The organism is Coprococcus sp. OM06-34AC, assembly GCF_003462545.1.
Classification (GTDB): Bacteria; Bacillota; Clostridia; order Lachnospirales; family Lachnospiraceae; genus Coprococcus; species Coprococcus aceti.
The window spans coordinates 307810-333945 of record NZ_QTZF01000003.1 but is presented as its reverse complement, the minus strand read 5'-3'; the positions used below and the strand labels follow the sequence as shown (position 1 = coordinate 333945).

At 44.1% G+C, this 26136-nt stretch carries 26 protein-coding genes and 1 riboswitch; of the genes, 2 read left to right on the top strand and 24 right to left on the bottom strand.

The annotated features are described in order from the left end of the window. Positions 1–100: 100 nt before the first annotated feature. From bioB to DXB91_RS07600, 11 genes are all read right to left on the bottom strand, one after another. Positions 101–1081 (bottom strand): biotin synthase BioB, encoded by a 981-nt coding sequence (bioB, locus tag DXB91_RS07650; RefSeq protein WP_118017362.1) that lies wholly within the window; start codon positions 1079–1081, stop codon positions 101–103. A 251-nt stretch (positions 1082–1332) separates the two neighbouring features. Continuing rightward, entirely contained in the window at positions 1333–2271 is a 939-nt protein-coding gene (locus DXB91_RS07645; protein WP_015533848.1) for a transketolase family protein, read from the bottom strand. Beyond that, positions 2268–3095 (bottom strand): transketolase, encoded by an 828-nt coding sequence (locus DXB91_RS07640; RefSeq protein ID WP_004850272.1) that lies wholly within the window; start codon positions 3093–3095, stop codon positions 2268–2270. Before DXB91_RS07640 ends, DXB91_RS07645 begins: the two co-directional genes overlap by 4 nt. Positions 3096–3311: 216 nt before the next feature. Beyond that, positions 3312–4160, bottom strand: coding sequence for a YdcF family protein (locus tag DXB91_RS07635; protein WP_055223200.1), 849 nt, complete (start codon positions 4158–4160; stop codon positions 3312–3314). Beyond that, the gene (locus DXB91_RS07630) at positions 4161–5513 is read right to left on the bottom strand and encodes an MATE family efflux transporter (protein WP_118017360.1); all 1353 of its coding nucleotides are present in this window, start codon (positions 5511–5513) and stop codon (positions 4161–4163) included. A gap of 214 nt (positions 5514–5727) precedes the next feature. Further along, positions 5728–7038: a phosphomethylpyrimidine synthase ThiC gene (gene thiC / locus DXB91_RS07625; protein ID WP_118017358.1), complete on the bottom strand. Its 1311-nt coding sequence runs from the start codon at positions 7036–7038 to the stop codon at positions 5728–5730. A gap of 191 nt (positions 7039–7229) precedes the next feature. Next, positions 7230–7338, bottom strand: a riboswitch (TPP riboswitch). A gap of 83 nt (positions 7339–7421) precedes the next feature. Continuing rightward, positions 7422–7931, bottom strand: coding sequence for a GNAT family N-acetyltransferase (locus DXB91_RS07620; RefSeq protein ID WP_118017356.1), 510 nt, complete (start codon positions 7929–7931; stop codon positions 7422–7424). A gap of 221 nt (positions 7932–8152) precedes the next feature. Next, positions 8153–8842 carry a nicotinamide riboside transporter PnuC gene (gene pnuC / locus DXB91_RS07615; protein ID WP_022216111.1) on the bottom strand — a complete coding sequence of 230 codons (690 nt, stop codon included), beginning with the start codon at positions 8840–8842 and terminating at the stop codon, positions 8153–8155. Positions 8843–8981: 139 nt separating this feature from the next. Beyond that, positions 8982–9782 carry an MBL fold metallo-hydrolase gene (locus tag DXB91_RS07610; RefSeq protein WP_055223193.1) on the bottom strand — a complete coding sequence of 267 codons (801 nt, stop codon included), beginning with the start codon at positions 9780–9782 and terminating at the stop codon, positions 8982–8984. A gap of 79 nt (positions 9783–9861) precedes the next feature. Continuing rightward, positions 9862–10335: a YbaK/EbsC family protein gene (locus tag DXB91_RS07605; RefSeq protein WP_055223190.1), complete on the bottom strand. Its 474-nt coding sequence runs from the start codon at positions 10333–10335 to the stop codon at positions 9862–9864. 263 nt (positions 10336–10598) lie between these two features. Then, complete coding sequence (locus DXB91_RS07600) at positions 10599–11057, bottom strand: GNAT family N-acetyltransferase (RefSeq protein ID WP_118017354.1); 459 nt, start codon at positions 11055–11057, stop codon at positions 10599–10601. A 282-nt stretch (positions 11058–11339) separates the two neighbouring features. Here DXB91_RS07600 and DXB91_RS07595 point away from each other — a divergent pair, with 282 nt between their 5' ends. After that, entirely contained in the window at positions 11340–12650 is a 1311-nt protein-coding gene (locus DXB91_RS07595; protein WP_118017352.1) for an MATE family efflux transporter, read from the top strand. Between the two features lie 93 nt (positions 12651–12743). Further along, positions 12744–13562, top strand: coding sequence for a DUF1963 domain-containing protein (locus tag DXB91_RS07590; protein ID WP_117550637.1), 819 nt, complete (start codon positions 12744–12746; stop codon positions 13560–13562). Positions 13563–13615: 53 nt separating this feature from the next. Here the strand turns inward: DXB91_RS07590 and DXB91_RS07585 are convergent, their stop codons facing one another. From DXB91_RS07585 to DXB91_RS07525, 13 genes are all read right to left on the bottom strand, one after another. Beyond that, positions 13616–14551, bottom strand: coding sequence for a cysteine-rich small domain-containing protein (locus tag DXB91_RS07585; RefSeq protein WP_117550639.1), 936 nt, complete (start codon positions 14549–14551; stop codon positions 13616–13618). A 6-nt stretch (positions 14552–14557) separates the two neighbouring features. Then, positions 14558–17146 carry a YfhO family protein gene (locus tag DXB91_RS07580; protein WP_118017350.1) on the bottom strand — a complete coding sequence of 863 codons (2589 nt, stop codon included), beginning with the start codon at positions 17144–17146 and terminating at the stop codon, positions 14558–14560. Between the two features lie 71 nt (positions 17147–17217). After that, entirely contained in the window at positions 17218–17610 is a 393-nt protein-coding gene (locus tag DXB91_RS07575) for a hypothetical protein (RefSeq protein ID WP_117550643.1), read from the bottom strand. Positions 17611–17638: 28 nt separating this feature from the next. Continuing rightward, the gene (locus tag DXB91_RS07570) at positions 17639–18199 is read right to left on the bottom strand and encodes an NUDIX hydrolase (protein WP_055146459.1); all 561 of its coding nucleotides are present in this window, start codon (positions 18197–18199) and stop codon (positions 17639–17641) included. A gap of 13 nt (positions 18200–18212) precedes the next feature. Beyond that, on the bottom strand, positions 18213–18650 hold the full coding sequence (locus tag DXB91_RS07565) for a GatB/YqeY domain-containing protein (RefSeq protein WP_015533834.1): 438 nt from the start codon (positions 18648–18650) through the stop codon (positions 18213–18215). 27 nt (positions 18651–18677) lie between these two features. After that, positions 18678–20708 carry a glycosyltransferase gene (locus tag DXB91_RS07560; protein ID WP_118017348.1) on the bottom strand — a complete coding sequence of 677 codons (2031 nt, stop codon included), beginning with the start codon at positions 20706–20708 and terminating at the stop codon, positions 18678–18680. A 78-nt stretch (positions 20709–20786) separates the two neighbouring features. After that, entirely contained in the window at positions 20787–21656 is an 870-nt protein-coding gene (gene metF / locus DXB91_RS07555; protein ID WP_015533832.1) for a methylenetetrahydrofolate reductase [NAD(P)H], read from the bottom strand. A gap of 104 nt (positions 21657–21760) precedes the next feature. Beyond that, positions 21761–22444 carry a YjjG family noncanonical pyrimidine nucleotidase gene (locus tag DXB91_RS07550; protein ID WP_117874589.1) on the bottom strand — a complete coding sequence of 228 codons (684 nt, stop codon included), beginning with the start codon at positions 22442–22444 and terminating at the stop codon, positions 21761–21763. 311 nt (positions 22445–22755) lie between these two features. After that, positions 22756–23415 carry a hypothetical protein gene (locus DXB91_RS07545; protein ID WP_118017346.1) on the bottom strand — a complete coding sequence of 220 codons (660 nt, stop codon included), beginning with the start codon at positions 23413–23415 and terminating at the stop codon, positions 22756–22758. A 92-nt stretch (positions 23416–23507) separates the two neighbouring features. Next, complete coding sequence (locus DXB91_RS07540) at positions 23508–24161, bottom strand: hypothetical protein (protein WP_015533830.1); 654 nt, start codon at positions 24159–24161, stop codon at positions 23508–23510. A 41-nt stretch (positions 24162–24202) separates the two neighbouring features. Further along, the gene (locus tag DXB91_RS07535) at positions 24203–25120 is read right to left on the bottom strand and encodes an ATP-binding cassette domain-containing protein (RefSeq protein WP_243003544.1); all 918 of its coding nucleotides are present in this window, start codon (positions 25118–25120) and stop codon (positions 24203–24205) included. 85 nt (positions 25121–25205) lie between these two features. Beyond that, on the bottom strand, positions 25206–25577 hold the full coding sequence (locus DXB91_RS07530) for a GntR family transcriptional regulator (protein WP_022058324.1): 372 nt from the start codon (positions 25575–25577) through the stop codon (positions 25206–25208). A 185-nt stretch (positions 25578–25762) separates the two neighbouring features. Next, on the bottom strand, positions 25763–26128 hold the full coding sequence (locus tag DXB91_RS07525; RefSeq protein ID WP_022216672.1) for an ArsR/SmtB family transcription factor: 366 nt from the start codon (positions 26126–26128) through the stop codon (positions 25763–25765). Positions 26129–26136 lie beyond the last annotated feature (8 nt).

The window sequence follows — 26136 nt, the reverse complement described above, 5'->3', positions numbered from 1 at the left end:
ATTCTCCTTCTAAAACTTATTCTGCCTGTTATATTCTCTTATTTGCGTGCAGTTAATCCTTCTCATCCAATTGCCTTGCGCACGGAGCACCCACTAATGTCTATGAATGTTTTCTGTCCGTGACAAATCCGTTTCTTCTTATCATGTCAAAGTCAAGGTCAAATGATGTGCCATCGGTGGTCAGGAAGTCACCGCTTATGACCGCATTTGCCCCGGCTGCAAGTGCAGCCTCGCCGTTGTCCTCATATCTTCCTCTTCCGGCCGCAAGCCTTATCATGACTTTTGGCATGACAAATCTGTATACCGCTATCGTTCTGACGTACTCCTCCTCAGTGAGAGGTGTCTTGTCATAGAACGGCGTTCCCTCCCTCGGATTGAGGAGGTTCATCGGAACCGAATCCACGCCAAGCTCTCTGAGTTCAAATGCAAGTGCCACCCTGTCCTCAAGTGTCTCGCCCATGCCGAACAGACTGCCACTGCACACCATGAGTCCCGCATCCTTTGCAGCGCGTATTGCCGCCTTCTTCTGTTCCTGTGTGTGACTGGTACACACCTCCGGGAAATATGCCGGAGAGGTCTCAAGGTTGTTATGTATCATCGATAGTCCCGCACCCTTAAGCTTCGTGAAGTCCTCCTGATCCAGCAGGCCAAATGACGCGCATATGTTGATATCCACATTGTCGTGTATATCCTTGACCGTTTTCTCAGCAAGCTCGACCTCACGCTTTGAAAGTCTCCTGCCCTCAGCCACAAGGCAGTACCTGAAGCTTCCCTTGCCACAGTCAATCGATGCACCCTCAGTAACCGCTTCTTCACCCAGAAGATTTATCTCAGGTACATCCTTCTTCGCTATCCTGGACTGTGCACAGTATCTGCAGTTCTCTGTGCATCTGCCCTCCTTCACGCTTATGACCGAGCACACATCGCACCGGTCTCCGCAGAAATGCTCTCTTATCTCATTTGCTGAAGCCGCCAGTATATCCAGATCCTCATGTGCAAGCTTTAGAGCCTCATCATATGTGATCTCCGCTCCACCATTCAGCACGCGGTTCTTAAGCTCCTCTACATACTCTCTGCCCATATGATTCCTACCTCTTTTCTGTAAAGTTTCCAGTTTCATCTGGTCTTCAGCCCTTGTGTATGTTAATCACAGAATCTGCCGGATGCCTGCAGTGTCTACCGCCCATCTGACAGTTCATATGTATATATGGAAAGAGCCTGCCACCGGCAGGCTCCCCCATCTGTATATAACTCTCTATATCTTTCACAGATATTTAGTATCAGCTATTTATCTTGTGTTCTCTGTTATGTCTCCAAATGATCACATTAGGATTACAGCGCAGCCTTGATCTGCTTGTAGATACCCTCTGCATCAAGCTCGTACTTGTGAAGCAGTTCCTTTGCAGGGCCTGACTCACCAAATGTATCTCTCACACCGATCCTTGTCAGCTTTGTAGGACACTTCTCAGCAAGCACCTCTGCAACAGCACTTCCGAGACCACCTATGATGGAGTGCTCCTCAACTGTGAACACTCTTCCTGTCTTCTGAGCTGTCTCAGCGATGATATCCTCATCGATAGGCTTGATAGTGTGGATGTTGATGAGTTCAGCATCTATACCGTCAGCAGCGAGCATATCCACAGCCTTCACAGCCTCAGATACACAAAGTCCTGTAGCTATGATAGATATGTCCTTGCCGTCCTTGAGCTTAACCCCTTTGCCGATCTCAAACTTGTATGTGCTCTCATCATTGAGTACTGGAACTGCCAGTCTTCCGAATCTGAGATATACAGGTCCAACATACTCGTATGCAGCTTTCACTGCTGCTCTTGCCTCTACATCATCACATGGGTTAATGACAACCATGCCCGGGATCTCTCTCATGAGTGCGATATCCTCACAGCACTGATGTGTTGCTCCATCCTCACCTACTGAGATTCCTGCGTGGGTTGCACCGATCTTCACATTCAGATGTGGATATCCGATAGTATTTCTCACCTGCTCAAATGCACGTCCTGCAGCGAACATTGCAAATGAACTCATAAATGGAACATATCCGCATGTTGACATTCCGGCAGCTATTCCTGCCATGTTCGCCTCCGCGATGCCACAGTCAACGTGTCGCTCAGGATAAGCTTTCTTAAAAATAACTGTCTTGGTTGCCTCTGCAAGGTCTGCATCTAAAACAACAAGATCATCGTGCTCCTTTGCGATCTCTACTAAGGCATTGCCATAGCTCTCTCTGGTTGCGATTGCTTTATTCTCTATCATAATGCTGCAGCCTCCTTCTCAAGTTCTTCCATGGCGATCTTGTACTCTTCTTCATTCGGAGCCTTTCCATGCCAGCCGGCCTTGTCCTCCATGAATGATACACCCTTGCCCTTGATCGTGTGGGCGATGATCGCTGTAGGCTCACCCTTGTGGGACTTTGCCTCAGCAAATGCCCTGTCGATCTCGTCAAAGTCATTGCCATTGATATTGATAACATGGAAGTTGAATGCTTTGAACTTCTCATCTATAGGATATGGTGAACATACATCCTCAACCGTTCCGTCAATCTGAAGATTGTTGTTATCTACTATAACGCACAGATTGTCAAGCTTTCTATGTCCTGCGAACATAGCTGCCTCCCATATCTGTCCCTCCTGGATCTCTCCATCACCGCAGAGACAGTATGTTCTGTAATCCTTGCCCTGCATCTTGGCTGCAAGTGCCATACCTACTGCAACTGAGAGTCCCTGTCCCAGTGATCCTGATGACATGTCCACTCCTGGAGTGTGCTTCTTGTCAGGATGTCCCTGAAGGTAAGATCCAACATGTCTGAGTGTCTTTAAGTCTTCTATTGGGAAAAAGCCTTTTAACGCAAGTGCTGCGTAGTAGCCCGGAGCTGTGTGTCCCTTTGAGAGCACGAATCTGTCACGATTCTCGTCCTCAGGATTCTTAGGATCCACATTCATCTCCTCGAAATAAAGATAAGTAAACAGGTCTGCTGCTGATAATGAGCCGCCTGGATGTCCGCTCTTTGCATTGTATACACCTGTGACAATGCCCTTGCGAACTTCTACAGCTTTTTTCTGAAGTTCTAATTTGTTCATCTCATTCTCCTTTTAACTGGATACTGTATTTGTATCATACAGAGCCATTATAACATAATTTCTTCTATTTAGAAGTACGTTTTTACATGCATTTTTCAAGAAATATTACAAGGTTTTTTCAAGGTTATCTGTGCATTTCGACCAAATATACCTGCATGGGTGTCCGGCGGATCATTGTATTCACTTTGTCCGCCTCGCAGCGCACCTGTCCACGTATCAGCCACTGATCCACTCATACAGTATGCCTGCCATCTCCCTGACATAGTATGTCGGAAGCAGCCACCATGCAGTGCTTCCGGCTATGGATCCCGTCTCTATGCCCTGTTTGTCCGCTATACGCTTTGCCCTGTACTCGTGGAATTCATTTGTCACTATATTCATCTTGTCCGGCAGTCCGTTCTGTCTGATGATCTCAGCCGAAAACTTTATGTTCTCCCTTGTGGACGTGGACTTGTCTTCCATATATATTCTCTCCGGAGCAATTCCGTGCTCTGTAAGGTATTCATACATGCACTGAGCTTCCGACATGCTCTCATCTGCGCCCTGTCCACCGGATACAACGCATACGGCCTCCGGGTTCTCCTCAAGATAATCCTGTGCTGCTATAAGTCTCTCCCTCAGCATAAGGCTTGGTCCACCGCCTCTAACTGCGCATCCGAGCACTACGACTGTGGCATCCTGTTTAGGCTTTACATGAGCCGCATAGACCATGTGATAAGTGATGACCACAACAAGGGCAAGCGCAGCAGTGACAAGTGCAAGCACGAAACTTAAGCATATCTTTCCTGCTTTTTTATCCCAAAGCTTTCTGACAGATTTGTCTATCTTTGCCCTGAATACTCCATACAATGTGAGAAGTGCAAACACGCCTGTTCCCAGCAGGGTTCCTATATTCACATGGCAACCTCTGAACACCGGATATATGAACATCAGCATTCCCAGCACGCCTATTATACAGAATATAACTCTCCATATATGATATCCCCGTGTACGCACCGCCACACCATCTTTGTTTATTTCTTTACTCATATCTTCATGGCTCTTCTGAGTCATTTTATCTGTCATCTATTCTATCCTCCCTGTTTTTTCTCTTTTCAGCTTCTTAATACCATTCACACAGAATAACAGTGACATGACTGTTGCTATAGTCCAGCCTATCGGCCAGGCCAGCCATATTCCTGTGGCGGAACCTATAACTCTTGACAGCACTATCGCCAGCACCACTCTGAGTATCAGATCCGTAAACGTCGATGTCATGAATCTGCCCATCATGCCTGTTCCCCTTAGTATTCCATCAGCTACAAGTTTTGCCGATACTACAAAGTAGAACGGCGCCAGTATCCTGAGATACGTGACTCCCGTGTCAAGGGCAAGTCCTGTCCTGTTCTCCATAAATGGATACATGCCATAACGGCCAAAGAAGAAGTACAAAACCGCAAATGGTATGCATAGTCCCCATATGAGTTTTATTCCAGCTTTAAGTCCCTGTCCTATCCTGTCGATCTTACCCGCGCCAAGATTCTGTGCGGTATAGTTGGATATTCCATTTCCAAGTGTTGTAAATGACGTTATGACGAGATTGTTGAGCTTTACAGCCGCCGCATAGCCCGCTATGACAGAGGCTCCAAATCCATTGATGACGCTCTGAATAATTATATTTCCAACTGAGATAAAGCTCTGCTGAAGTATGCTCGGTATGGCTATGACTGCTATCTTGCCCAGCATGCTTCCCGAAAATACACGGACCTTCCCCTCAGTGCGAACTGCTGTCAGGCGTCTGAACACAACTATTATCGCAAGTACAGCGCTCACGCCCTGACAGATGAATGTAGCCCACGCAACTCCATTTACCCCCATCTCAAATGTCTTTACAAACAGTATATCAACGGCTATATTGGACACCGATGAGATGGCAAGGAATATGAACGGTGTTCTCGAGTCGCCCAGAGCAGAGAATATTCCTGTCGCTATGTTGTAGAAGAACAAAAATGGCACGCCCATTATGTATATGTTCAGATAAGTAAGCGAATCTCTCATCAGCTCATCCGGGGTATCAATAAGTGCCAGCAGTCTCTCTCCAAGCAGGAATCCAACCAGCATGAGAACCGCCACAAGTACCGCGCTTGCTATGAGAGTAGTCCAGACCGCAGTCTTCATCTCGCTGTATTTCTTTGCCCCGAACAGCTGGGATACTATGACCGAACAGCCTATATTGCATCCAAATGCAAATGCTATGAAAATAAGTGTTATCTCATAGCTGTTGCCGACCGCCGCCAGAGCATTTTCTCCTATGAACTGCCCCGCCACAAAGCTGTCCGCTATGTTGTAAAGCTGCTGAAATATTACACTTCCAAAAAGTGGAAGGCAGAATCTCCAAAGCACGGATTCAGGTCTTCCCACAGTAAGATCTTTGTTCACTTTTTTCCCTTCTTTTCTATAATTTACTCCTGTTTTCGGTTTTATTCTAAACTCGTTCACCCGGCATTACAATAGGCAAAATAGTAAACATCTTCGGCTGAACACCCGTTTTTTTGTACTTATTTCCATATATTTTTATGCATATAAAAACGACAGTACATGCCGAGATGGACATATACTGCCGGATCTTTTTATATTTTAAGTTTCTTGGTAATTACAGTATATCTATGTATTCCCCTGACAACGCCTTGTTCATCGATCTGACAGCACAGAATTTACCGCACATACTACACGTGTCGCTGTACTCGTCATCAGGCTTTCTGCTGTCCCTGATCTCCTTTGCAGTCTCAGGATCTATGGCACATGCAAACTGTGCATCCCAGTCGAGGACACGTCTCGCATCCGCCATCTTGTCATCTATATCCCTCGCTCCAGGTATCCCCTTTGCTATATCTGCCGCATGGGCTGCTATCTTGGATGCGACGATTCCCTGCCTGACATCGTCTACATTTGGCAGGGCAAGGTGCTCTGCAGGTGTGACGTAACAGAGGAATGCTGCGCCGTTCATGGCTGCGACCGCTCCGCCTATGGCACTTGTGATGTGATCGTATCCCGGTGCTATATCTGTGACAAGAGGTCCAAGTACGTAGAATGGTGCGCCCATACAGAGTGTCTTCTGAACTTCCATGTTGGCTGCAATCTGATTGAGTGGCACATGACCAGGGCCCTCAACCATAACCTGTACATTATGATCCCACGCGCGCTTTGTCAACTCTCCAAGTCTGACAAGCTCCTCTATCTGACATACATCCGTTGCGTCCGCAAGACATCCCGGACGACATGCATCTCCAAGTGATACCGTCACATCGTATTCCTCGCATATATCAAGGATCTGGTCAAAATACTCGTAGAACGGATTCTCATTGCCTGTCATGGTCATCCATGCAAATACAAGACTGCCGCCACGGCTGACTATATTCATCTTTCTCTTATGTTTCTTGATCTGTTCGATTGTCTTTCTTGTTATTCCGCAGTGGAGAGTCACAAAATCAACTCCATCCTCCGCATGAAGACGTACCACATCGATGAAATCCTGTGCAGTAAGAGTTGCGAGATCTCTCTGATAATGAATAACGCTGTCATATACCGGCACAGTTCCTATCATAGCCGGACACTCTGAAGTGAGCTTCTGTCTGAACGGCTGTGTGTTGCCGTGGCTTGACAGATCCATGATCGCCTCTGCTCCCATCTCGACAGCACTCATAACCTTCTGCATCTCGATACCATAATCCTTGCAGTCTCTTGACACACCGAGGTTGACATTGATCTTGGTCCTCAGCATGCTTCCAACTCCCTCTGGGTTTAAACATGTGTGCTTCTTGTTAGCTGGTATCGCTACCTTGCCCTCTCCTACCAGTTTCATCAGCGCCTCAGTGGACATATGCTCTTTCTCGGCAACTTTCTCGATCTCAGGAGTTACTATGCCTTTTCTTGCTGCGTCCATCTGTGTTGTGTAATTCCTCATCTGTTCCTCCAATCTGATCCGGCTTTATAAATCTGTTCCAGATCTAATATTTGTTTCTCTTACACTTTTATAGTGGCGGAAGGTGGTGCCCCCAATCAGCCACTTTAGGAACATCCCACTCACGTGGATTATTCCTTATGAAAAAAGAAAGAAGAGACGAGGGAATGCGTCTCTTCTTTCTTACATCATTATGTATGTATCAAACGTATCCCTACGGCGGCATTATCCGCATCAGGTTGTGGGTCGAAGCGTTCAGCCTCCTCTCAGCCGGCTAACTCGCCAGCTCCCCATATACTATCCAATTCTCTGACAACAAGTATACCGCTGTCAGATCGTAACATCAACATATTTTTCTGTGATGTTACACCATATGCTGCAACTCATTACTGATCTGCATCTTTTCTAAGGTCATAATAGTGCGGAATGATATCCTCGTAATGTCCATCCGGCATTCTGAAGCCTCCCGGGATAACGCCCAGCGGAGTAAAACCAATCCTTTTATACAGATGGAGTGCATGTACATTTGATGCTACTACGGCATTGAACTGGAGCACTCCAAAGCCTTTCTTCTTTGCCATGGAGATACAGTCAAGCACAAGCTTTTCTCCTATGTGTTCACCGCGGACGTCGCGTCTCACGGCATAGCTGGCGTTAGATATATGTCCGCATCTTCCCACGTTGTTCGGATGAAGTATGTAGAGTCCTACCACCTCACCACTCTCTGCGTTCTCGGCGATACCGGTATATGTCTGCTCTTTGAAAAATGCATCTCCTGATTCCGGTGTCAGGACTTCCTCCTGTGGAAATGCCACGCCATCATCCACAACCTGGTTCCAGATCTCTGATGCTGACTTTGCATCTGCTGCCATGTACTCTCTTATGTTTATATTCATCTATGCGTCCTCCTATTATGATAAGATTTCACTTATGTTCTATTTATTATTATATCGTTCTGTCTGGCAGCGCACTATGTATACATCAAAACAGTGTATATTGCCGATATTCAGCAATAATAATCAGATTATGGTGCTGACAGTTATGGGCATATAGCTGTCAGCACTTTAAACATTGTACTACTGTCTATTTATGTTGCAAATTGCACCTCCTTTATCTGCTACATATCCACAGCCTGCCTCACTTCTCTCTTTTTCCAGCTCACAAATCCATACATGTCGTTCACAAAGAATATGACGAAGTTTACAACTACAGGAATATATGACGGATTCTCAAAAGATGCGAGAACCCATAATACTATGAGTACTACATCATTTGCTGCATATCCCACCGCATAGTATGACGATCTCAGCATGGTGAGCGCAGCCGCCAGGAAACTTGTGACTATGGATATTGTGCTGAATACTATATTCGGCGTGTCAAGTATCATGAGTATATAGTAGAATACAACCGTTACAAGCACTGTGCTGACAGTGAGCCATATCACATGCCTGCGTGTCAGTTTCTGTATGGCTACCTCACTGCTGTTGCCCTCCGATGGATTCTTAAACCATGTTATGGCTGACCACACCGCCATCGGCATCGTCATCCCGAGGTAGGTTATCATCTCCCCCCAATAACGGAACCTGAAGGATATGATACCGTATAATATGCTGAATACGACCATCAATATCTGCGCCCACACATTTCCCTTTGCCGCAAATATAAGCGATGTCACACCTATGAGTGCCGCCGCAAGTGTGAGTATGTCCAGATCTGCAGTGAGAAGATTCGACACCAGCACTATAGCCAGGGAACTCAGCCAGATAAGCCATTCCCGCTTAGTCAGTTCTTTTATTGGATTGTACATTTCGATCTCTCCTTTTTATCGCCTATCTTTAGCAAACTCTTTTCTAGTTGCCTGAATTTTCAAACAATTCTATTGTTCAAGAAAGTCATTCATCTTCTAATTTCTCTCAGATTTTGACTATATTCTTTCCTGCCCATCTCTAAAGTCTTATTTTCTCCAAATCATCTGGCACATGCAGGTTGCCACTGTAATACCTTTTGCCCTCTGCCACGTACAATCCTTTTCTATGTGTTATATTTTTATCCTCTGTATGATATAGCAACAGATTCTGAACTTCAATCTTTTCTGCAAGTTCACAGGCATCCTTGACTGTTGAGTGATGTTTCTCGTATGGATCAAATATATCCGCCTCAGAATACAGGCAGAATGCCTCATGGAGCAGCCATTTGCTGCCTCTCGCATACTTCTCCTCACAATCATTGTAAGGCTCGTCTCCGCAGCACGTAATTTTCGCGCCATCACCCATATCCATACAGAATCCAAATTGCTTTGTCTTAGTTGAACCAGTATCAAAAAATGTGACCTTTTTGCCCATTATCTCTTTCGTATCGCCGTCATTCACCTCAACCAGATGAAGTCTGTCACCAATATATACTGTCTCCTTCTTATTAAGAAGTTGCATTGCCATCTCCCTAAGTAAAGCGATGACCTCGTCATGTCCGTATATAACGGCTTCGCCTTCATACGAACCTTTTTTCATATGCTGGCATATCATGCGGATCATCCACACCGCGCCGAGTATATGATCCATATGTTTATGCGTCACAAATATTGTCCTCATGTCCTGCCAGTTAAAACCCGCTTTCTTAAGCTGTGACAGTATGCCGTTACCACCGCCGCCATCCACTAGAAAATGTTCGTCTCCATCTGACAGCACAAAGCATGTATTATAACACTCTGTCACAAGTGCACTTCCTGTTCCAAGCATCGTTATGTCCATACACCCATTCTTCCTTTCCCAAATACTTAATTCGTATAATAAGCACCATCCGCAGACTCATATTAACCTGATTAACAGCTTACTTCTCCGGCTCCTTGCACACATCAACCCAGCCGGCAGCCCCAGATGCATCCTCAAGCTCAGAGATGGTGAGATTCACTGCACTGTGGTCATTGCCCGCCGCAGGAAAAACCCTCTCGTATCTCTTGAGGCTCTCATCAAGGTATACATCTATCCCCAGATTTATTCCAAATGGACACACTCCGCCCGGTGCATGTCCGACAAGCTCCTCCACGCTATCAAATGGCACCATCTTCGCCTTGACGTGGAATCTGTCTCTATATTTCCTATTGTCAACTCTGGCTATGCCCTCGGTGAGTATGAGTACTATCTTGTCATCCTGTATGAACGCCATGGTCTTAGCGATCATGCCCGGCTCAACTCCAAGCGCCTCCGCCGCCATGGCAACAGTTGACGTCGGAGCGTCCATAAGTATGATCCTGTCTCCATATCCTTTATCTTCAAGAAACTTTTCTGCCTTTTCCAGTGACATGGCTGTACGTCCTCCTTGTTGTAATTATCTGTATTCTAGCACTTCATCCATTTTCTTTCCAGGCCGCATCTCCGGATTCTCTGCAACAGGTTCTGGATCGCCGCACCTCGATAAGCTGTCTTATAATCGCCGGCTCCACTGGGGTATCTTTAAACCTTCTAATACTGTGTCTTTTTTCTATGCTATCTCTTACCTCCATAGCTATGTCTGCCTCCGTCTGTCTCCGTAAATATATGTATGTAAACCGTATATTATCCAAAGCATCATAATTGCTGTATATCTATAACCATGCACTCCTCAGATGCCTTAAATCCCATTGATTCGTACAGCGGTCTGCCGCTTTCCGTGGCATCAAGACTTATCTCCGTGGCACCATGTACACGCGCATCCTCTATAAGCATATTCACAAGCTGTCTGGCGATTCCCCTCCTCCGATAGGATTCTTCTGTATATACATTCATGAGATGTGCTCTCTTTCCTGATGAGTGAGAAAATGTTGGCATTATTTCAATATAAGACATACTGGCACACGCCACACATCTTCCGTCATTGACAGCTACAACTGTTGTCTGATCACCCTCAAGAAAATACCTTCTGCTGCTCACCACCAATTCATCATCAAATATGTAATCTGCAGGAAGATCATTGACTATCCTAAGCATGGACAATCTGACATCCATCAGCATATCTATATCATTTGCATCTGTCACTCTATACTCCATAATACCCCCTTATTAATCCTTGACATTTTTATGCCTCCTGTTATAATAACACAAGTCGGACGGTATGTTGAATATTAATATACCTTGCAAGGTGTTCTGCAGATGCAGGATTCCCGGATGGAACATGAATCGCGATACAATATATCAGAATTTTCATGAGCCAGATAAGATGATTATCTTATCTGGCTCTTTTTTTATGCAGCTGGCAGGATAATGTGTACCCGCGATCATATGCTTTTCATTTTTTCAATTATAAACTTTTTTTATTAAGGAGATTTACAAATGAATCTATTAAAAGACGATCTGAAAAAGCTTTACTTCAAATTCCTCATTCCTTCCCTTGGAAGTGCCATGGTCATGTCCATATACACCCTGACTGATGCCATCGTCATCGGCAAAGGTGTTGGAGCTGATGCCCTGGCCGCTCTGAGCATCACAACGCCTCTGCTGTGCATACTTATGTCAACCGGAATTCTCTTTGGCGTAGGTGGATCAGTACAGATGAGCGTGCACAGAGGAAGTGGCAACACAGTGAAATCTAACCGTTACTTCACCGTGTCATTCATGATGATCGCGGCAATCACCGCACTGCTGTGGATACTGTACGTAACATGTATGCCATCACTGCTGAGGCTCATGGGTGCAAATGCCACTCTATACCCATATGCCATGTCATACATGCACTATATAAATATGTTCCTGCCGGTTGCAGTATTTTCCAACTTCGTAGCTATATTTGTGAGAGCTGACAATGATCCGAACCGCGCCATGGCAGGAGTCCTGCTAGGCGGAGTGTTCAATATCGTGATGGACATCATACTGGTATTCCCGCTGAAGCAGGGAATCGGCGGAGCCGCACTTGCCTCTGTTATCGGTATGATGATCCAGGTACTTGTCGCCTCATCGCATTTTCTCAGCAAGAAGAATGAGCTGCGTTTCATAATGCCACACAGGCTCCTGAACAGCATGAAGAATATCGTGACAGCCGGTATCCCGAGCTTTTTCAATGAATTTGCAAATGGATTTATAGTACTGCTGTTTAACATACAGATATTGAAGTACTGCGGCGAGGATGCCCTGTCCATATACAGCGTCATCTCCAACTGCGTCATCCTGTTCAATTCTCTGTTCACAGGAGTTGGTCAGTCTGTGCAGCCTGTGATCTCGACCAACTACGGAGCAAATAACATAGGCAGAATAAACGCCATAAAAAGAATGGCTTACACAACCATCCTGATCATGGGTGCACTGTTCTCACTTATTGGAATACTTTTTCCACGAACATTGTGCAATGTATTTATAGATATGAATGAAGGCCTTGGTGTCATTGCTGATCTTGGTGTCAGAGCGTACTTCTTTGCATTTGTGCCATTTGGGATCAACCTGATGACCTCCTACTATCTCCAGGCCATACTGAAATCCGGGCAGTCGCTGTGTATATCACTGCTCCGAAACATCATACTCAGCAGCGTGTGTATACTGACGTTCCCAGTTTTGACCGGTGGCAACAGTTTGTGGTTTGCTGCACCTGCGACCGAGGCTGTGACACTTACCGTCAGTCTTGTATTTCTGGCACGGGAATCTAAAAGGTAGGATGTCCATTACATGTGTATGCAAATTAGGCGATATGAGATATACTGGATGTGTTGACTTTAACAAATAGAGATTAGGGGGTATAAGGCGAAAATGCACGAAATGGATTTGATTGAATTCCTTATTAAAGAAGGACACACTGATATTGCAGAAAGTATTAAAGACTACCGAAAAAATACTATTAAAATGTGTATGAAGGATGAGGAAAATGTAATTGCAAAAGGCACAAGTAAAATCGGCGGCTTTCCCGATCTTCCGCCCGAAATTCCATATCCCACAATGTCGGGCTATTCCTGCAAGCGCGGAGATGACACTGAGCGGTACGAAAAATCAGCAATGCAGCTTGTTGCTCAAATCAATCTTGCGGACATTGCCGACTTAGATATTGAAAACAAGCTTCCGCACACGGGTATTTTATATTTTTTCTGGAGCGGAGAAATCGACTCAATTCACCAGACCAACAAATGGGTTGAAAGCGTTGCTGACGCCCCCGAAAATTCGGCTTATCACAAGGTGATCTGGTACAATGGCGACCTGTCAAATTTAAAGAGAACTGAGCCGCCTGTTCCATATTATTCAAAGTATTTTACAGAAACTTTTGAGGAAAAGGCCGTCGAGTTTGAACTCACCACAGATTATCAGCCACTGGGAGATGTGCTTGACTGTGACCTATTTGACCGTCTTGAAGAAGTTGCTCCAGATTATGATATCGAATATCTTTCGTATGACGGAAACAAATTATTCGGTTATCCTACGGGGGGTAATATACCGGATGTAAACACAAAAACTCATCTACTGTTTCAATATGGTTACAACGTTGGTTGTCTATGGAATATCTTTTGGATCATTTCAGATGAAGATTTAAAGAACCGCAATTTCGACAAAGCGGTCTTTAGTTTCGATTTGGACTAATAACTATAATTCTAAGTAGGAGCAGAACACTCCTGCTCCTACTTGGTATAAAATCAGTGCTTTATACAGAATTCGCAGCCACCGCTATGTCCAATACAGTCTCTGCAATCAGAATCTATCTCAAACACATCTTCACCCGCGATCAGATATGTTCCAACAAGACTCATCTTCGGCGACATGCATTCTCCGTTCCATGACACGCCTACCTGTGATGCATCCATAAGCCCCAGCAGCTCAGGTACTGCCTCCATGCCCATTCCATAGTATCCTGGACCGAACGACGGACTGCAATACTTCTTCTCATATACACTGTTCTTTCTCTCAAGATATCCTTGCAGCCACCCTCTTATGACATCTATGCATGCCACCTGAAATGCCTCCATGTAATACTGGTCAAGCACAGAACCAGTGTTTTCCAGATCTACAACCGGTGCATGAAATGCATAAATGTAACCTTTATCAATAAGACTGATGTCAAGCTGTGTCAATATTCCGCACTCTATCTTTTTCCCACAAAAAGTAAAATAGCCGGGGCAAATGCACTCAGGAGCAAATTCCTGTAAAAGAACATCCACCGCACAAGATCCAGACATATCTTTCATAACCCCATCCAATATTCTGTCAATATTGATCTGATGCTCATACTTCATATCTGCATCTATTTCATTTATATGGGTAATCTGCATCAATCGTTCTTTCACCTGAGTCTTGAGCTTTCGAAGATCTATATGCAAAAGCTCATCTTCCCTCTGAAGGCGTCCAATAACCATATCATACATCTCTGGCTGATGTACTAAAAGACAATTACTGCAATCTTTTATCCGCTGCCCTTTCCGGCTGATCACATACTCAGGATTACCTAGGCACCGTTCCTCGCGATAAAGTGGGCAGTAGCAGAACATGCAATTAAAGTTCTCTACTTTCTCCACTTTATGACACGGGAAAAACTCACATTGTGTATTCTGAAAAAATTTATAACTATTTTCCATAATATATTATGCCGTTTTATTTTTCTGTTTTTTCATTTTTTTCTTAACTATCTCTACACCTGCATAAATCAGGAATCCAGCAAGTGACATGATCAGCCCCAGCCTCAAACCTGGCGTATGATAAACCATTTGTACTGTATGCTTACCCTTATCAAGTTTTATTCCCATAAAAGTATCTGCAAGCTCATCAATTTTAACCTCTTTACCATCCACAACAGCAGACCATGCATCTTCATAAGGTATTGAAAGCAGTATTTCTGTATCATCGTCAACATCTACTTCACCAGTAATTCTATTTTTAGAAATTTTTAAATCTGTTTTATATCCAGTGTTAAGAATATTGATCGCTTTTTCAAACACATCTGTATTCAGCTGCGATACATACAATGTATGCTTCTTGTCCCTATTGGTTTTTCTCTTTATAACTAAATCTATTTGATCTCCAGCCTTATATTCACCAATGTACATGCTGTTGATTTCAAACCTGTGACATGCATTCTGAATCAACTCGCCATTTACATATACCTCACAATTGTTATCATATAAGCTACTATGTGTTTTGCTTCCATCAACAAACACGTATACCGGTCCATCTTTTTTTACATCCAATTTCCATTCTTCATTACCATTCTTGTCAGTATGTATATATTCTGAATCAACATTCTCATATACATCTACTTCTTCACCAAGCATAGCGGATAACAGGTTCTGCTGATTTTCAAATGGGTCATTGCCAAATGAAACCTTCTTTATATCGTCATTCACCGGATAGCCGAGGGGCAAAGCGTATTTATTTTTATATACCTGTGCATACTGAGTCTTCAGATCCGTTTTCTCGTATCCTGATGCCGGACTCTTTAATTGGACATATTTTATTGACAGCAAAGAATCTGTCAGCAACATAGGACTATTCCAATATGTCTCACGTAAAAAAAGCTTCTCCCCAGGGATATCAGAATATCCCATATAAGCTAGAAATCTGTCAACATTAAAATCATAAGCTGAACTATAATGCTCTATGCTATTATAACCATACAGCAGTGACTCCCCCGTCGCTATATCTCTTCCAATAGTCTTTAGATAATTATAATCATTTTCATATCTGAAAAAGCTTCCCTTCTCAGTCTCATTAAGACTATCGACTATATTCTCGGCAACAACTGTGTAATCAGAAAAACTCCTTGCATCATTATTGTATTCAGAAAAAGCAATGTACACATTATAACCGGCTTCTATCGCAGTCAGGCATGCCACTCCAAAGCATACTACCTTGGAAACATTTTTTCTATTGTTACCACATAACAGCACTATTATCCCTATACCCAAAATTGCCATATAAATAATGACTATATTACGCGGTGAATTTATTTTCTTTATATAATATAAAAATGCCAAACCTACTGCAACAACCCCCATTGCAGAAGCTACTTCTTTTTTTGATACCTGGTCTTTTTCCCATAATTGAACCTCTCTTGCAGCGATCATTATCATTACAAAAGAGAGTACAAAACTAAATCTGAAGAAGTATGAAGTGCTTCTAACAAAGGCTGTCCACACAAGTTCTAAATCTCTAAGACAATAACAGCTGCACAACAAAGCAAGCAGACATGCCATACAGATTTTTTCTTTTTTCTTCACAGCAGAATTAAAGAAAAATGCAACAACAGCAATAAGAACGATGGTTCCCGTAAAAATAGGGGGTGCATCCTGCGCATTCACTTTCGCACCAACATCAAATCCACTAAGGAACTGTGTTATATCCATATTAACTATACGGCTCAATCCAACGGTATTATTTGTTGCAATTCCTCCAACAAGCGCCATACACGCAGGAAGAAGTATACACAGACTCGCCAACACTCCACATAACATTGTTACTATATATCTAAATATACTTTTCCATTCTGTTTTCAACGCTTTTTTTATACTAAAGTCATTTGCATTAAGATATTCAACAATAAATAATATTCCTGACATCAGACATACCATATAGCCAGTGTACCAATTACAGAAAATTGCAACGAATACAGAAGTAAATAGCAGCCCCGTTTTCTTCTTATCAACGCACTTCCATACTCCTAGTGCTATCAATGGCAAAATAATAACTCCATCAAGCCACATAACGTTTCTACAATTATACACATTATATTCCATAAGTGCATATAACGATGATAATACAAGGCCTGGTATCACCGATATTTTGAACCTTTTATCAACATATATGTATCCTGTTATTCCACACAAACCAATTCTGAGCAAAATCATAAATGCCATAAACTGTGGTATCTGCGCCTTTGAAAAAAACACAATAAACAAATTTAATGGACTAGACAAATAATAAGCTACTATCCCTATCATCCTGCCGCCAAGTGCTTTTCCTGTAGAATATTCTATACCTGAATTTCCATGAAACACATCCCATAAATATCCATAATAGTCCTTATACTGTAGCAATGAATCCCAGATCATCGTAGACTTGTTACCAAATGGTACCACTCCGCACACAGCCATAACAATCAACGTTATAATAACCGGTAACAAAAATGCCAATGCAATGATGATCATTTTTTGTCTTAGAGTTTTTTGCTTACTCATCAATCTCCTCCTGTAATCCACATCTTTATTATCAACTATCTATAGCTTGACAATATCTAAAAAGCAATTAATTATCTGATTGTTCTGTTTTTCGCGGCTCCCATAAACATGACAACCGGAACAACTATTCCAACGATCATCATGACAACGGCTATAAGCTTGCTGTCACCGGACACCAGTGTCACTATACCGCTTATTATCGCAAGTATCACCAGAAATGCTGCCCATACAACTATGGCAGACGCCTTTGCAACCTTGTTGCTTCCGGCTATTCCAAATATACCGCCTATGATGGCTGCAAGCGATGCTATTCCGGCCACAACGCCACATACGACAGCCTTTGTCGATGGCTCATCTGCAAGCACAAGCTTTGCAATGTCATAATATCCGGCATTTACAAGCCCCCATATGAGCATGATAAGCGACGATGCCGTCACCATTCCCTTTCCAGGTAATTTTTCCATAGATTATTTCTCCTTTTTCATTCTCATATCACTGTCTGCTCCACACATAACAGAAGGCCTGTGTTCTGGCTGCAAACTTCTCAGTCTTGAGCAGTTCTCTTACCTCTGCCTTTGTGTACCATCCTGGAGTGATCTCCTCCAGAGTTGAAGTGCTCGGCTTGAACTCGCCTCTCGCCTTGCCTACAACACACATATTTGTCTCATTTGAAAATCCTACAGCACTGTAGCTTGTCCCTATTGTGTCACTGATCTCGTACAGCTCAAGTCCCGTTTCCTCCATAAGCTCACGTCTGGCACTGACCTCAGGAGTCTCCCCCGGATCTATGAGTCCGGCAGGGAAATTATATACCCATTCACCCGGAGCAAGTCTGAACTCCTTATCTATAAGGATCCTCTCATCTGCCTCGTCTGTGGCGATGATGACCACCGCATCTGCTGCCTTGCCATGAAGTCCCTCGAAATCGGTGATTTCTCCATTCCTGCTTATCATCTCATAGTTCTTAACTATTCCGTCTACAGTCTCGTACTGAACATCGTATCGTGTGATGAACTTTCCCTGTTCTTTCTTTTCAATTCCTACAAATTTCAAAACACTTTCTCCTCTACTTGCAAAGCTCTGCCACAACCTGATTGATGACCTTGCCGTCTGCCTTGCCCTTGAGTTCAGCCATAACAGCCTTCATGATCTGGCCTTTATTCTTTGTTGCTATCACATCTGCAAATTTTGTTGTGAGGATATCTCTCACCTCATCCTCTGACAGAAGTTTTGGCGCATACTCGTTGAACACATCATATCTTGCCTTGTACTGCTCCAGAAGATCTGTTCTGTCTGCAGGGCAGGTATCGATCTGCTCTTTTACAGACTTGATCTCCTTGAGGATAACACTGTCAACTATATCCTCAGGAATGTTGTCTCTGCAGCCGTTATCGATTCCGACCTTCTTAACTGCTGATACGAGGGATGAGATGCTGTCCTTTCTCTCCTTATCCCTTGCCTTCATTGCTGCTATCATATCCTTCTGTAACTTCTCAAGTGTCATTTTTATTTCCTTCTTTCTTTATTTTTATCACTTTTTTATTTTATACCATATTGAACGCTGCTTTTGCAAAACAACATTCTCTGCCTGAAGCTGTTCCAATTTCTTCTGAATATCTGCTTTTTCTGTCTGAAGTTCTCCAAGTTTTGCCTGAAGATCAGATTTCTCCTTCTCAAGTTCTTTTATCCGGATACCCCTGTCAGCCTTTTCCTTATATGTCTGCTGTAGTTTTGCATTTATCTCCGACTTTTCCTTGTATGTTCTTTGAAGCTTGGCATTTATCTCTGACTTTTCCCTGTAGGCACGCTCATTTTCTTCAATGCGTTTCTTTAATTGTCTGGAATTTCTACCAATCTCATCCCTCAATTCTCTGCGTTCTTTTTCATGACATTCACATACCCTGATCAGTGCATCCTCTACCGGCTCTCCATCATATTCAAGAATCTTCTTCGCAAGTGCATTATCTCCATATTCAGGTTTAAGCCATTCCTCTATCTTCTGTAACTGAACGTCATTCTGGTCGGCGTCCACATTCTTATGGTAAAGGCCTATTTCCTGTGAGCCCGGTAAGTACCGAAGATCCTCACATGGCATAGCCGCCACAACCGGAACTCCTGACATGATCTCTATTAGCTTAAGCCAGATGTCATCCGCCCACAGGCACATCTCCACCATCTTGTCTTTGTCGAACCACTTATCATCATAAATTCCTGGTGGATATAAAGTTCCTGCGCCCCCGGTTGCAAATAACTGCATCTTTGGTCTGTACAGACAGGCAACCGTCTCCTTCATCCAATACCTGTACGGAATAAGCTGCCCTTTATCCGAAATGACCATCCAGTGTGTCCTCACAGCGGATACCGCCTCTGGATACTGTAAATATGACATATACAGATTCTCAAGCATGTATGGAGGATATTGCAGATCGTCATCTATCGTCACGACCACGTCGTCCGTGAACTCCTGCAGCGCATAGAAATACTTCTTGTGCGGCTTCAGATCATCACACCATCTGACCTCCAGCTTATCCTCAAACTGCAGCTTTCTGAGATCATCCGGGAGATCGTCATCCCTATTAGGGAACTGCTCCTCCGCCAGCCACAAAACGATCTTATCTGCCTTTCTGGTCTGTGAATATATCGACTCAAGCATCTGTGCTATGCCCGCAATTCTAGCGGGATAGGATGTGAGCGACACTATTATCCTTCTCGTCTTGAGCTTTTTCAGCTCCGATGAATCATGTTTCTTTATGATGGAATATTTGCGGAATAACTTGTCATCATTGAGTCCCTTCTCTGTCAATCCGTCAAATATCTCACTGTTAAATACGCTGTGCGCTTTCTCGTAAAACTCTATTCTCTCTGCAGAATCCAGTTCTCTGCAATACTTCTCATAATTGTCCACATACTGACGTATGGCAAAGTACATAACAGCATTCCACAGATCAGTCCTGTCTGCCATGCCCTTCACATGCTCCGTCACACAGTCAACGGTCTTCGGAACATCCGGCAGCTTCTCAGCCTCACTCTCAGGAACAACATTCCTTGAAAATGTCAGATTGCTTATATATGCTATCTTCTCCGCCGCTACAGCTCCAATTGCCGAATATATCGCTTCGCTGTCACAACCGGCAATGCCCAGTCCTGCATCTATTATGAACTGCTTTCTGTAGAGTTTATTGCCAACTAATGGTCGTACCACATTCATGATCCTGCCACGGCAGTCCTTCCAGTTAAACACCTGCTTTCCGCCGTGAACCCACTCAAAATGTACACCTCTTCCGAAGGTCTTCCCACCGTCACTGTCTATAAGCTCGCAGTTCGAAATCACCATGTCCGCCCCGCTCTGCTCTGCGGCGTCATGCAGCTTCTCCAGCATGTTCTCCGGATAAACCTCCGAGCCATCCACGAACAGTATATATTCTCCATGCGCGCGCTCAATCCCCGCGAATCTGTCCGCTTCTATTATCTCGTACTCCTTAAATGTCTGGCCAGCCAGCTTTGTCCGGCATGTCTCCACACCGCTTCCGGCTGTAAAAATCACTGATATAACCGGTTTCATAACCCGATACTCCTTTCATTGAACACCATCCTATTGCTGTCCCTCATGATGTCCCGACTCTAGGTCTGTCAATAAATTTTATATCTTAAGTATTTCCGATAGATTCTTCTGTATTCCTGCCGCAACCTCAGGCTTATTCATGGAATACACATGTATATGCTTCACTCCATTTGCCATGAGATCTATGATCTGGTCTGTGGCATATGCAATTCCCGCCTGCCTCATCGCAGCCTCAGTATCGCCAAATGCATCGACTATGCTCTTGAATCTCTCCGGCACGTTACAACCTGAGAGCTTGACAGCATTCTTGACCTGTACTCTTCTTGTTATAGGCATAATGCCCGGTATGATCGGCACTGATATTCCCGCCTCTCTGATTCTGTACATGAAATTAAAGAATATGTTGTTGTCGAAGAACATCTGGGTCGTGAGATAATCACATCCAGCATCGACCTTTTTCTTAAGCCCAATTATGTCTTCGTGCTTATTTGCCGAGTCTGGGTGTACCTCAGGGTAACATGCTCCGCCCACGCAGAAATCTCCTGTCTCCTTGATGAGCTCCACCAGCTCTGATGCATGTGAGAACTCTGCAAATACCTGTCCATCATAGTTCTTCGGTATATCGCCGCGGAGAGCAAGTATATTCTCTATACCGGCATTCTTCATGTCAGCAAGCGCAGTCTTGATGCCCTCTTTGCTGGCACACACGCATGTCAGATGTGCTATGGTCGGCACGTCGTACTTCTCCTGGATCTCCTGGGCAAGCTGGATCGTATGTCCCTTGGTGCTTCCCCCGGCACCATATGTAACGCTCATGTAATCCGGCTTAAATGCCGCTATACCAAGCGCCGCTGCCTCAACATCCGCAAAGTCTGTATCCTTCTTTGGCGGGAACACCTCAAATGAGAGTGTCGCCTTGTCCTGTGTTATCAAATCTCTTATCTTCATGTACTACCTCTGTATATTTGACTATTACTGTTTATTTCAATCTGGACTCATTTATATCCGGACTCATTTGTATCCGGTCCCGATAAATAATTTTGTTTTTTTGCTTACAACTCTTCAAGCAGCGCCGGAATATCCATAAGTTTTTTCACCTCATAGTCCGGATGTATATCCGCCGCCTGCTGACCATCAGGGTTGAACCATATCGTCCTTATCCCAGCATTTATTCCGCCCTGAATATCTGATGTCAGACTGTCTCCTATGATCACAGTCTCATCTGCCTTTATCTCTGGTCTCCTACCAAAGCAATAGTCAAAGAATTCTCTGGACGGTTTCTCCGCTCCGGCATCCTCAGATATGAATATATCCTCAAAATATTTTACTATACCGCAGTCTGCCATTCTTCCAGTCTGTACGTATGCTCCGCTATTTGACACAATGTACAGCTTGTATCGTCCATACAAAGTATCAAGCAGCTTTATCGTATCAGGGAACACAAATCCCTTCTGGCTGAGCTGATCCTCATAGTAGGCTGTCGCCTCTGCAGCAGAGTAGTCAACTCCCAGCTCTGCAAATAGTATCTCGTATCTGCTCTCCTTAACCTGCTGCCTTGTGAGCAGCCCCTGTTCAAGCAGCTTCCATCTCGATTTGTTGATCTCGCTGTATCTGGATATGACCTTTTCTGTAGGCTCCACCCCTATATGCCTGAGCATATTGGAGAGCGCTCTGCTCTCACTGCGCTTGAAGTCCAGCAGTGTCTCATCCAGATCAAACAATATGTTCTGTACCATATAACTTCCTTATATCTTCCTTATATCTTTCTTATATCTTTCTTATATCTTTCTTATATCTTTCTTTTCAAATTCATATGCTGACTTATCAATGTCTGCCATTATGGTTCTGTATTTTATACATTACTCTTATGCGCAGCTGCCGGATTTTTCCAGTGCGCACATTCTTAAATATTATATTCCACTCACCTGATAATAGCAATAGAGCCGGTTACAAATCTTCTGCTGTGACCGCCCTCTCTTCGGCAATCCTGCACAATCCGCAACCGGCTCTGTTCCGTCTATTTTATTAAGTTTAGTTGTATTTTCATTTACTTCATGCTCTTGCTGAGTCCGCCCATTGCATACTCTGACAACTGTTTTCTGTAGAGAAGTGAACTGATCAAATACTCTATAACACCACCCAAAAGGATGGCCGCATATCCAAGGACAGCAAGTTTTACAAGCCCAAGGCCTATAACCTCTGATATATGATGGTGACACAGCCAGGAACTGATTGTCGACATGCAGGTTATTATCACCAACATAAACACAATAAAGCTTGCCACAAAATATTTGTAACATACACCGCAGAATATCATAGCTCCGAACAATATAAATATGATCATAAACAATGTATCCTGATAGTTTTCTGTATTCTCCGGATACATTCTGATAAGTATATATTTCTCCGCAACAAGTATTGTGAAAAGTACAAGATACACAACTGTGCTGACGATCACTGGCATTCCCACCTCCAGTTTTCTCTTCATCACGCTTGACTGCACATAGTCCGATGCATTCATGTATATTATCATCTGGTAGGCAAACATTCCAGTCAGCATAAAATAGAAACCGCCCAGAATATTCGTTCCGTGTGATGACAGTTCGACCACAAACCCTATTGCAGTGAACAAAATAAGCATCATCACATTTGTCTTTAACTTATATCCATATCTGAGAAGTTTAAAACCAAGTATCAAATCTTTCATCCCTTAATCCTCCTTGTCTAATATATATCATTCCTCCCGCCGGCAGGCGGGGCGGATAGTCTAAGCCGTTTCCAGCCTTGAACAACAATCTGTTAATCCATATCCAGATAAGACGCCTCAACCTTGCGGTACATATGTCTGCGCGTCACATATATTCCAACCGGCAGCAATACCGCCAGTGCTGCAACTATGAGCCATGTAAACTTCTGCAATCCCGAAGATATCGTTATATATATAACCGCAGCTCCCGATGCTCCTGATGACAGCATGGACAGCAGACTCATGACCTGAACATTCTGGACATATCTCGTAATGTTCAGCGCCCACACGGAAATATCTGCTGTGAGCAGTATCGACAGGCAAAGCAGTCTTACCGGGTTACCCACCATAATTTCATATGGTACGGCCACTATCACCATGCATATCGCGATCCTCGCCGGTCGGACAAGCAGATCCGCCGTAAGCGCATTCCGTAACATGGCTTTCCCCTTTGTTGACGTCTTCAGATAATCCATTCCAAGGCAGCCCTTCACACATATTGCACCGAATCCCCAATAATCAGCCATAACCTCGATCGCAGTCATGAGCGCCGCTCCCACACCGAGCATGACCGCTGTTACATAATATTTTCTCACTCCTATATCGATCAATGCCAGTATCACCCCCAGTATGATCGGTATCAACACATTACACACTAGCCGGTATTTTCCATTCGTAATGGCTCTGTAATCCTTTATCATCCTCATAATTACGCTCCTATAAATACGTGAAACACTCTAAGCAGTTTTTACTTTAATACCATTTTTGTATTATTCTTCATGACCGCCACACTTATCTGAAACAGCGATGGTATCTCCTTGCTCACATTCATGCCTGCAAGCTTGTCCAGATTCTCTGCAAGACAGATTCCCTCAAAGCCATAAGGATTCTTAGTCATGGTATAAAGGATCTTTGATGCCGCCTCCGCATCCTGGGCATCTCCCTTTATCAGTATATATTTCTCCTTCAGATCCTCCACAAATCCGCACTCGACCACATTTCCATGTTCCATGATGATCGCATAATCAGTGATACTCTCCATATCGGATATATTGTGTGTTGAGAACAATACACTCTTCTCCCCCGCTCCGTCGCTTATATAATCGCCGATCATCTGGCACAGCTTGTCTCGCATAAGTGGATCAAGAGGCGATGCCGGCTCATCGAGCAGCAGCAGGTCTGTATCCCTCGCCATAACCCCGGCAAGCATCAGCTTAGTTCTGGTTCCATCAGAGAGTGCTGAACACTTTTTCTTCAGAGCAACACCGTCCGGGGAATCAGGAAATATCGCAAGTTCTCGGCAATATCTTTCGAACTCGTCCCTGTCAAAATTGTCAAAGAGCAGACTGCTTATCTCCTCCACATCAGATACAGTCCACTGTGGAAGGTAATATCTGCCTGTTCCCGTATAGCCTATCCTGTTCTTTACATCCGCCCTTCTCTCCTTTTCCTCCGATGAATACTTGTCAAAGAAAGTCAGCTCACCTTTGTAATCAAGCCTTATTCCTGAAAGCATATTGATAAGTGTCGTCTTTCCCGCTCCATTTTCTCCGATGAGTGCTGTCGCAAATCCCTTTGGCACCCTCAAATCAGGTATATCCAGTGTAAATGTCTTAAACTTTTTGGAAATATTCTCCCCTTTTACAGCGCAGTCATAATTCATCATCCAATCCTCCATTAAACCTTAAACTCTCTTCACGTCTTTCTTTTTCCCTATTCTCTGTCCACTTTGTTCTCTGCCTGTCAAATCGTCAGTCCTGTACCATCAGCAGAGCATCAAGCATGTTCTTGAGCTCATCGTCCGACAACCCCGCAATACGTGCCGCAGCTATGGCCTCCGTCAAAGATGCCTCTACCTTTCGAAGATGCTGCTCTATCAGCATCTCACTGTCCTGTGCATTCACATAAAAGCCCTTGCCCTGTTCAGCGGTGACCAGCCCCTCCTGCTCCAGCAGCTCATAAGCTTTCATGGTGGTGATAACACTTATCTTCAGATCCCGTGCCAGCCCCCTGATAGACGGCAGATATTCGCCCTGGGCATATTTGCCCGCCAGAATGTCCGACTTGAAGCTGTCTGCTATCTGCTGATATATAGGCACTCCTGAGTTCTGAGAAAGTCTCATATGTACACCTCCTTAAACTGTTCTCAACTGTTTATATGTTATATATACACTATGTACAGATATGTGTCAACAACTTTTTACTCTAAACCCTAAAATAATAATATCTTCATCTCCTTGTCCACGCAAAAAATCCCCGCCGGCACTGATCTGTTCGGTACCGGCGGGGATTTATCTGTCATATTATTCTATTGTTCAAGCGGGCATGTTATCTGGAACATCTCCTCACACACCTTGTGTACAAGTCTGGCTGTCTCCGTGTCTGCCAGCTTGTAATATACCTCCTTGCCCTCTCTGCGGCTCACGATCAGGCCGCTGCCCTTGAGCTGCTTCAGGTGGTGCGATACGGCCGGATCACTCATCTCCATGGCCGCCGCTATGTTGCTGACACATTCCTCGAGGTGGCACAGCATCCAGAGTATCCTGAGCCTTGTGCCATCGCTGAGCTGTTTGAATATATCTGCCATGCTGCTGCAATCTTCCACAGACGGCATGCATTTTATGATCTTGTTCTCATTGTCGCAGTGACAATGCGGCAAATGTATCTCTCCCATGCGGTCTC

Excerpts from the sequence above, each read along its gene's own strand:
- bioB (WP_118017362.1), bottom strand. The coding sequence starts at position 1,081 with ATGGGCAGAGAGTATGTAGAGGAGCTTAAGAACCGCGTGCTGAATGGT.
- DXB91_RS07645 (WP_015533848.1), bottom strand. The coding sequence starts at position 2,271 with ATGATAGAGAATAAAGCAATCGCAACCAGAGAGAGCTATGGCAATGCC.
- DXB91_RS07640 (WP_004850272.1), bottom strand. The coding sequence starts at position 3,095 with ATGAACAAATTAGAACTTCAGAAAAAAGCTGTAGAAGTTCGCAAGGGC.
- DXB91_RS07635 (WP_055223200.1), bottom strand. The coding sequence starts at position 4,160 with ATGACAGATAAAATGACTCAGAAGAGCCATGAAGATATGAGTAAAGAA.
- thiC (WP_118017358.1), bottom strand. The coding sequence starts at position 7,038 with ATGAGGAATTACACAACACAGATGGACGCAGCAAGAAAAGGCATAGTA.
- DXB91_RS07620 (WP_118017356.1), bottom strand. The coding sequence starts at position 7,931 with ATGAATATAAACATAAGAGAGTACATGGCAGCAGATGCAAAGTCAGCA.
- pnuC (WP_022216111.1), bottom strand. The coding sequence starts at position 8,842 with ATGTACAATCCAATAAAAGAACTGACTAAGCGGGAATGGCTTATCTGG.
- DXB91_RS07610 (WP_055223193.1), bottom strand. The coding sequence starts at position 9,782 with ATGGACATAACGATGCTTGGAACAGGAAGTGCACTTGTGACAGAGTGT.
- DXB91_RS07605 (WP_055223190.1), bottom strand. The coding sequence starts at position 10,335 with ATGTCACTGGAAAAGGCAGAAAAGTTTCTTGAAGATAAAGGATATGGA.
- DXB91_RS07600 (WP_118017354.1), bottom strand. The coding sequence starts at position 11,057 with ATGGAGTATAGAGTGACAGATGCAAATGATATAGATATGCTGATGGAT.
- DXB91_RS07595 (WP_118017352.1), top strand. The coding sequence starts at position 11,340 with ATGAATCTATTAAAAGACGATCTGAAAAAGCTTTACTTCAAATTCCTC.
- DXB91_RS07590 (WP_117550637.1), top strand. The coding sequence starts at position 12,744 with ATGCACGAAATGGATTTGATTGAATTCCTTATTAAAGAAGGACACACT.
- DXB91_RS07585 (WP_117550639.1), bottom strand. The coding sequence starts at position 14,551 with ATGGAAAATAGTTATAAATTTTTTCAGAATACACAATGTGAGTTTTTC.
- DXB91_RS07580 (WP_118017350.1), bottom strand. The coding sequence starts at position 17,146 with ATGAGTAAGCAAAAAACTCTAAGACAAAAAATGATCATCATTGCATTG.
- DXB91_RS07575 (WP_117550643.1), bottom strand. The coding sequence starts at position 17,610 with ATGGAAAAATTACCTGGAAAGGGAATGGTGACGGCATCGTCGCTTATC.
- DXB91_RS07565 (WP_015533834.1), bottom strand. The coding sequence starts at position 18,650 with ATGACACTTGAGAAGTTACAGAAGGATATGATAGCAGCAATGAAGGCA.
- DXB91_RS07560 (WP_118017348.1), bottom strand. The coding sequence starts at position 20,708 with ATGAAACCGGTTATATCAGTGATTTTTACAGCCGGAAGCGGTGTGGAG.
- metF (WP_015533832.1), bottom strand. The coding sequence starts at position 21,656 with ATGAAGATAAGAGATTTGATAACACAGGACAAGGCGACACTCTCATTT.
- DXB91_RS07550 (WP_117874589.1), bottom strand. The coding sequence starts at position 22,444 with ATGGTACAGAACATATTGTTTGATCTGGATGAGACACTGCTGGACTTC.
- DXB91_RS07545 (WP_118017346.1), bottom strand. The coding sequence starts at position 23,415 with ATGAAAGATTTGATACTTGGTTTTAAACTTCTCAGATATGGATATAAG.
- DXB91_RS07540 (WP_015533830.1), bottom strand. The coding sequence starts at position 24,161 with ATGAGGATGATAAAGGATTACAGAGCCATTACGAATGGAAAATACCGG.
- DXB91_RS07535 (WP_243003544.1), bottom strand. The coding sequence starts at position 25,120 with ATGATGAATTATGACTGCGCTGTAAAAGGGGAGAATATTTCCAAAAAG.
- DXB91_RS07530 (WP_022058324.1), bottom strand. The coding sequence starts at position 25,577 with ATGAGACTTTCTCAGAACTCAGGAGTGCCTATATATCAGCAGATAGCA.
- DXB91_RS07525 (WP_022216672.1), bottom strand. The coding sequence starts at position 26,128 with ATGGGAGAGATACATTTGCCGCATTGTCACTGCGACAATGAGAACAAG.